Here is a 7,222-nt window from a genome sequence, read left to right as displayed (position 1 = left end):
GCTATATGACGCTAGAAACTATCGCCGAGTTGTGCGATGAACCTCTCATCAAACTGCCCGCAGTGGCAGGCTGATAAGCCCGGCCAACCCAGCCGGAGAGCGCGATGAGGTAGCCAATCCTACACCACGCAATGGGGCACGATCCGCGAAGTGCGTTGAACGGCATGAATGGTGCAATCTCCAGATGAGTTCAACCACCAGACTCTGCTGTTCCAACACGGCATCGCTTGTCCAGATTTCGGCGATCACAGCGAGGGCGCTGGTTTGAGGTCAAGTCCAGGCGCGCGTATGACAGGAACCGTGGCGTTGGCGCAGAGGGTGACATGAGTGATTCCCAACCGAACGGCACGGTGGCCGGACGGCCCGGAGCCGGTTCGGAACTGGCGGCGCAATTGATGCGATCGGCGCGGGGACGACCTGGCACGCGCCGTCTCGGTCCCTTGAAGCGCCTGATGCCGTATCTGGCGGCGCATCGGCGCGATGCGGGTCTCGCGTTGATATTCCTGGTCAGCGCCACGCTTGCCAATCTTGGTTTGACCATCGCGGTGCGGCGCATCGGCAATGACGGTATGGCAAACGTCGCGGCATTGCAGCGGACAATGGTGCAGATGGGCGGCATTACTGTGGTGTTCGCTCTATGCAGTGCGCTGCGATTCTATTTCATCACCCGGCTTGGTGAGCGGGTGGTCGCCGATCTGCGCAAGGCCGTTTATGAGCATATTCTGCGGCTGGATCAGGCTTTTTTCCTGACGACGCGCACCGGGGAGGTCCTGTCGCGCATGACCACGGACCTCACCATTGTCGAGACCATGCTGGGATCGTCGATCTCGGTGGCGCTGCGCAGTTCGATCATGTTCATCGGTGCGCTGGTGTCTCTGATCGTGATCACGCCGCGTTTCACGCTGCTGGTGTTGCTGATCGTGCCGTTCGTGCTGGGGCCGGTGTTCTATCTCGGCCGGCGGGTGCGATCACGCTCGATGGCCGCGCAGGACCGGTTTGCCGCGGCGGTGGGGTTCGCGGGCGAGAGCCTCGATGCGATCGAAACGGTGCAGGCGTTCGGCCGTGAAACCGATAGCGCCGCGCGGTTCGGCGCCGCGGTCGAGGCGGCGTTCGCGGCATCGCTCGCGCGGATCAGAATGCGCTCGCTGCTGACCGGGGTCGTGTCCGTGCTCAGCTTCGTGGCGATCGGCTCGATCGTGTATCTGGCGGCGAAGGATACGTTCATCGAACACAGCGTGTCGCCGGGTGTGTTTCTGCAATTCATTTTTCTGGCGATCTTGGTGGTAACCTCGATCGGCTCGGTCGGCGAGGTCGCTGGCGATGTCCAAAAGGCATCCGGCGCGATGGAGCGGATCGCCGAACTGCTGGATGCCACACCCGGGATTGCGGCACCGCCGGTCCCTGTCGCGATGCCGCTGCCGGCGCGCGGCGACATCGTGTTTTCGGGCGTGACGTTCGCGTATCCGGGACGGCCCGATCTGCCGGCGCTACGGGATTTTTCGCTGACCGTGCGGCACGGCGAGCGGGTGGCGCTGGTCGGGCCATCCGGCGCAGGCAAGAGCACGGTCCTGCGTTTGCTGCTGCGATTTTATGATCCGCAGGCCGGCATCATCCGGATCGACGGCGTCGATCTCAAGGCGACGGCGCCGGCGCAGTTGCGCGCGCGCATCGCCATGGTTGGCCAGGATGCCGCGCTGTTTTCCGGCTCGGCTTACGAAAATCTGCGCTATGGCCGCGAGGGCGCGACGCGCGATGAGTTGCGCAGGGCGGCGGATGCGGCGCAGGCAACCGGCTTTATCGACCGGCTGCCCGAGGGGTTCGACACACCGATCGGCGAGCGGGCGAAATCGCTGTCGGGCGGTCAGCGTCAGCGGTTGGCGATTGCGCGGGCACTGGTGCGCGATGCGCCGATCTTGCTGCTCGATGAAGCGACCAGCGCGCTCGATGCCGAGAACGAACAATGGGTGCAGCAGGCGCTGGAGGTGGCAATGGCAGGGCGCACCACCATTGTGATCGCGCACCGACTGGCCACGATTCTGAAGGCGGATCGGATCATCGTGATGCAGGATGGGTCCGTGGTGGAACAGGGCAGCCACGAGGAACTGGTTGCGACCGGCAAGCTCTATGCGCGTCTGGCCCTGTTGCAATTTGGCGTGGCGGGTGCAGCAGGGTAGCGTGGCGGCCAACCTCAGCCGCCGGTTTCAAGCCGCAGGCGGGCCGCCGGGGGACGGCGCAAAACACGGGCGGTGGCGGCAAAGCCAAGCGCGGTCATCAATGCGATACTGAAGCCGAGCGTGATCAGCATGACACCGATGGCGACATGAAATGCGATGTGGAACACCAACCGCACCACCAGGGCCGCCGCCAGCGTGCCGATCGAGGCCGCCATCAGCCCGGCAGCACCGCCGGCCACGGCGAATTCGGTGAGCCAGGCGCCGCGGATTTGTGACGCGGCAGCCCCGAGCGTTTTCAGTACCACGGCTTCGGCGATGCGCGCCTCGCGGCCGGCGGCGATCGCGCTGACCAGCACAAGACCGCCGGCAAGCAGTGCGACCAGCCCGACCGCGCTGATCGCCGTGGCAATCTCACCGATCAGGCCCGCCAGGCCGCGCAGGATCTGGCTGACATCGATCCCGGTCACCCCGGGCAGCGCATCGGTCACGGCGGCCAGCACCGCGCCCTTGCGGCCGGGATCGACCTCGACCGTCGCGACCATGGTGTGCGGCGCGCCGGCGAACGGGTCGGGCGTGCCGATCATCAGGAAGTTGATCTGAAGCGACTGCCAGTCGATCCGCCGAAGATTGGCGATCCGCAGCACAAAATCGCGGCCGAGCACGTTGACGGCGATGGTATCACCGACCCTGAGCCCCCATTGGCGGGCGATCCTTGCATCGAACGAGACCAGCGGCGGTCCGTGATACTGCTGTCCCCACCACTGTCCCTGGGTGATATGCGTTCCCGGCGGCGGTGCTGCGGCATAGGTAAAGCCGATATCGCTCCGCAGCGGCCATGCACTTTGTTCGGGCGGGCGGAACTGCGCCACACCGACGCCGTTGACCGCCATGATGCGCGCCCGCAGGCTCGGCATGAACGCAAGATGATGCGCAGCACCGGTGGATTTCAGCGCGGCCTCGAATTTCGGCAAGTCATGAGGCTGGAGGTCGATGAAGTAGAAACTGGGGGCGCTCGCAGGCAGCGCATGGGTGAATTCGGCAAGCAGATTGCTGCGGATTTCCGCCACAGCGACCATCACGGTCAGTCCCGCACCGGCCGAAAGCAGCATGAGCGGCAGCGTGGACGCCGGCCCGGTCAGGCGCCGCAGGCCGAGCGCGATGGCGGCATTGCGCGGCGCGGGGAGCACCGACAAAAGGCGGATCAGCAGAAAAGCGACCAAGCGCAGCAGCAACAGGGTCGCGATCGCGCCGCCACTGAAACCCAGCGCCAGCAGCGGCCGTGGCACCGAAAGCACGGCAAGGGCCGCCAGAACAAGGACGGCGATGAGTTGAATGGCGATGGCGCGCCAGGAGCGCGGCACCTGCAGCGCGACACTCGCCGAGCGAAACAGCGCGCCGCCCGAAATCGCTGCCGCGCGTTGCAGCGGCGGCAGCGCGAACACCAGGCCGACCAGCAGGCCGAACCCCGCCGATAGCAGCAGCGGCGCCGGATACAGACCAATATGGCGCGGCAACGGCAAGGCGCCGCGCAGCAGCGGCAGCACCAGCACCGGTGCGCCCGCGCCCACCGCCAGCCCGATCACGATGCCCGGCACGCCCAGGATCAATAACTGAATGACATTGATCAGGCTGATCAATCGCGCCGATGCGCCGAGGCAGCGGAGCGTGGCAATGGTGCGCGCGCGCGCAGCGAGCCACGCGTCCACCCCGTTGGCAACGCCGATGCCGCCGACCAGCAACGCGGCGAGGCCCAGCAGCGTCATGAACATGGCCGCCTGATCGACGAAGCGCGTCACGCCGCGGGCAGCCCGTGCCGCATCACGCAGCCGCCAGGCATTGCCGGGAAATTCGCGTTCGAACGCCGCAGCGACACGATGCGGGTCGCGCCCCGGCGGCAGCAGAACCTGCAGGCCGAAGCTGACGAGCCCGCCCGGCTGGATCAGCGGCGTGCCGGCGAGCGATTGCAGGGCAACGAACGCTTTGACCCCGAACAGCTGGCTGTCGCCGATACTGTCGGGCGTGGACCTGATCGTACCGCGGTACACCAGTTTGACACCGCCGAGTGTGACGACGTCGCCGGGATGCAAGCCGAGTGTTGCCGCGCCGGTGGGGGCCAGCAGCAGGCCGGGCCGGTGGCCCGGTCCGGGTGCCAGGCCCGCAAACCGTCCGGGCGGGCTGGTCGCGACGTGACCGAGCATCGGCCAACCGGGTCCAACCGCGCGGACGGCAGCGAGCAGCCGATGGCCGGACGGTGCGACCAGGATCGACCGCGTATCGACCGTCTCGGTCACGCGCGCGCCATGGGCACGGAACCAGGCGGATACCGCGCTTGGCAAGGGGCCGAGCCCGGTGGACAAAGCCAGATCGCCGCCCAGGATGGTCCGGCCGCTCTGCGAGATCCCCTGTTGCAACGCCGCGCGTAGCGAACCGATGCCGGCGACCGAGGCGACACCGACGCCGAGGCACAGCAGCACGATCAACAGCCCGCGCTTGCTCCCCCGCAGATCGCGCCATGCCAGACGCCAGGCGAGCCGGATCACGACGCGATGACGCCGTTGCGGAGCGTGACGATGCGGTCGCAGCGCGCCGCCAGCACCGGGTCGTGGCTGATCAGCAGCAGGGTGGTGCCGTGGGTGCGGCACAGCGCGAACAGCAGGTCCATCACGGTCTGGCCGGTTTCGAGATCGAGATTGCCGGTGGGTTCGTCGGCCAGCAGCAAGCGCGGCATCGGCGCGAAGGCGCGTGCCAGCGCAACACGCTGCTGCTCCCCGCCCGACAGCTGCGCCGGGCGGTGGCCGAGCCGATGACCGAGCTCGACCCGGCGGAGCGCTTCGGCCGCAATATCATGTGCATCGCGCCGCCCGGCCAATTCCAACGGGACGGCAACGTTCTCGAGCGCGGTCATGCTCGGGATCAGATGGAACGCCTGGAACACGATGCCGAGTGTGGCGAGGCGGAAACGCGCACGCGCATCTTCATCAAGCGCTGCGATATTTTGACCGGCAACCTCGATCGTGCCGCCGGTGGCGCGTTCGAGCCCGGCGATCAGCATCAGCAGGCTGGTCTTGCCCGAGCCGGACGCGCCAAGCACACTGATCGTCTGCCCCGCTGCGACATCGAGATCGATGCCGAGCAAAATATTGACAGGGCCCGACGCGGCAGGGATGGTCAGGCGAAGATCGCGGAGCCGGATCATCACGTCTGGTATGTCCGGCGTTCGGAGTCGTTCGAGCATGAAATACCTATATGGGCGAGCGCGCCGGAATGGCCAGATCGTGTTTGGTTTCATCGGCGTGTTGTGCGTTTGCATCGCGCTTGCGCTCGGCATGGCGCACGCCAGCGCGAAGGCGCCGGTCCGGCTGCTCATCCTGGGCGACTCGCTGACCGCCGGATACGGATTGCCGGTCGCCGATGGGTTTCAGGCGCAGCTGCAAGCGGCGTTGCGGGCGCACGGCGCGAATGTGGTGCTGGTGAACGGCGCGGTCTCCGGCGATACCACGACGGATGCGGCGGCGCGGCTCGATTGGGTGCTGGCCGGCAGCAAGGTGGATGCGGCGCTGGTCGAACTCGGCGGCAATGACGGGTTGCGCGGATTGAGCACCGTGACGATGCAGCACAATCTGACGCGGATTCTCAACGATCTGGCGGCACGGCGTATCCCCGTGCTGCTGAGCGGCATGATCGCGCCACCCAGCCTGGAAGCGGCCTATGGCGCACGGTTCAAGGCAGTGTTCGCCGCGCTGGGCCAGCGTAAGGGGGTGCTGTTCGACCCGTTTTTTCTGCAGGGATTGCCGGGCAAGCCGGGGTTGGTGCAAGCGGATGGGCTGCACCCGAACGCCGCCGGCGTGCGGATCGAGGTCAAGCGCCTGCTCCCGCTGATCCTGCGTCTGATCACCGAGGCCAAGACGCAGCATTGAAGCCAGATGTCGGATTCCTTTAATTTAGTACTGTCTCAATTTGTTTGAAGCGAGGTCAGCTATGGTTTTGGCCGCGTGGCGAGAAATTCTCCGCCATGCGGTTCCGTAGGATCCTTCGCAGCCGAGATGGTGGCAAGCTCGATGCGTGGCTCGAAGAAGCTGCCATTCCGGAATCCACGCGCTCCAGCGCTTCGCGCGCACGGGGCAGGGAGATCTCGACGTTGTCCGTAACGCCGTGACCGAGCGATGGAGCAATGGGCAAGCCGAGGGACAGATCAGTCGGCCGAAGACGCTCAAGCGATCCATGTATGGTAGGGCCCGCTGCCGTGGCTCTCCTGCGTGCCCGCATGCTTCCGGTCCAACCAGCTGGTGTTCACACGATTTGAGGCAGGACCGAATTAAAGAAATCCGACACAGGGTTACAGATTCAATACGTATAGGCTCCCTCCCGTCAGACCATAGTTGGGAGCGGATCGGTTCCCTCGCTCAAAATGGCGAGATAACGCCGATAACTGAATACGAGCCCCGTTTGCGCCCGGTGATTTCCTCCGCGATGCCGAACCCCTCCAGGTCAGCGAGCGCCGCATTGACCGTGGGTGCCGACAGCCCCGTTTGCTGAACGAGCTGGTTGGCCGTCACGTATGGGTTGTTCTGAAACAGATCGTGGATACGCAGCGTGGAGCCGGCCCGGTCGCTCTCCGTCGTAATCCGCTCGCGGTCTTCCTTGAACAGATCAACGATTCGTGTGGCAGCATCGAACGCTTGATTGGCCGTGTCTGCCACGCCCGTCAGAAAGAAGTCGAGCCAGGCTTCCCACGCCCCGTGCTCACGCACATCCTGAAGCGGGCGGTAATAGTCGGCGAGGTGGATTTCAGGTACAGTCTCAGATAGAGCAGCGGCTTGCGCAACACCCCGTCGACCCATTCGAGGGTGGCGAATTCCACGGCTTCGGCGTTGCGCCAGGGCCCGCATCGGTCGATCACCTCCGCTTTGAACAGGTCGTTGATCGTCTCAGCGAGGACATTGTCGTAGGAGTCACCGACACTGCCGACTGAAGGGTCGATGCCGGCTTCAGGCAGGCACTCCGTATAGCGGATCGAAACGTATTGGACGCCTCTGTTGCTGCGATGC

General features: G+C 65.5%; 5 protein-coding genes and 1 pseudogene. 2 read left to right on the top strand and 4 right to left on the bottom strand.

Annotated features, from left to right (window positions below; genetic code table 11):
* Window positions 1-323 precede the first annotated feature (323 nt).
* On the top strand, window positions 324-2,174 hold the full coding sequence (locus tag B7X49_RS17240) for an ABC transporter transmembrane domain-containing protein (RefSeq protein WP_286840389.1): 1,851 nt from the start codon (window positions 324-326) through the stop codon (window positions 2,172-2,174).
* A gap of 14 nt (window positions 2,175-2,188) precedes the next feature.
* Here B7X49_RS17240 and B7X49_RS17235 read toward each other — a convergent pair whose 3' ends face one another.
* Window positions 2,189-4,714, bottom strand: coding sequence for an ABC transporter permease (locus B7X49_RS17235; RefSeq protein WP_286705283.1), 2,526 nt, complete (start codon window positions 4,712-4,714; stop codon window positions 2,189-2,191).
* Window positions 4,711-5,409 (bottom strand): ABC transporter ATP-binding protein, encoded by a 699-nt coding sequence (locus tag B7X49_RS17230; protein ID WP_286840388.1) that lies wholly within the window; start codon window positions 5,407-5,409, stop codon window positions 4,711-4,713. The genes B7X49_RS17235 and B7X49_RS17230 overlap by 4 nt, the downstream gene beginning before the upstream one ends.
* Here B7X49_RS17230 and B7X49_RS17225 point away from each other — a divergent pair.
* Window positions 5,408-6,091, top strand: coding sequence for an arylesterase (locus B7X49_RS17225; RefSeq protein ID WP_286705281.1), 684 nt, complete (start codon window positions 5,408-5,410; stop codon window positions 6,089-6,091). The genes B7X49_RS17230 and B7X49_RS17225 overlap by 2 nt on opposite strands.
* A 486-nt stretch (window positions 6,092-6,577) precedes the next feature.
* Here the strand turns inward: B7X49_RS17225 and B7X49_RS17220 are convergent, their stop codons facing one another.
* Together B7X49_RS17220 and B7X49_RS17215 are read right to left on the bottom strand one after the other, a co-directional pair.
* Window positions 6,578-6,874 carry a winged helix-turn-helix transcriptional regulator gene (locus B7X49_RS17220; protein ID WP_286705280.1) on the bottom strand — a complete coding sequence of 99 codons (297 nt, stop codon included), beginning with the start codon at window positions 6,872-6,874 and terminating at the stop codon, window positions 6,578-6,580.
* Between the two features lie 5 nt (window positions 6,875-6,879).
* Window positions 6,880-7,222 (bottom strand): annotated as a pseudogene (locus tag B7X49_RS17215) (hypothetical protein); the annotation flags it as partial.

The organism is Acidiphilium sp. 34-64-41 (genome assembly GCF_002282635.1).
In the GTDB taxonomy this organism is placed as follows: domain Bacteria; phylum Pseudomonadota; class Alphaproteobacteria; order Acetobacterales; family Acetobacteraceae; genus Acidiphilium; species Acidiphilium rubrum.
The sequence above is the reverse complement of the archived record's forward strand: the minus strand, read 5'-3'. Positions and strand labels throughout refer to the sequence as shown.

Coding starts and splice junctions, on each gene's coding strand:
- B7X49_RS17240 (WP_286840389.1), top strand. CDS start 324: ATGAGTGATTCCCAACCGAACGGCACGGTGGCCGGACGGCCCGGAGCC.
- B7X49_RS17225 (WP_286705281.1), top strand. CDS start 5,408: ATGAAATACCTATATGGGCGAGCGCGCCGGAATGGCCAGATCGTGTTT.
- B7X49_RS17230 (WP_286840388.1), bottom strand. CDS start 5,409: ATGCTCGAACGACTCCGAACGCCGGACATACCAGACGTGATGATCCGG.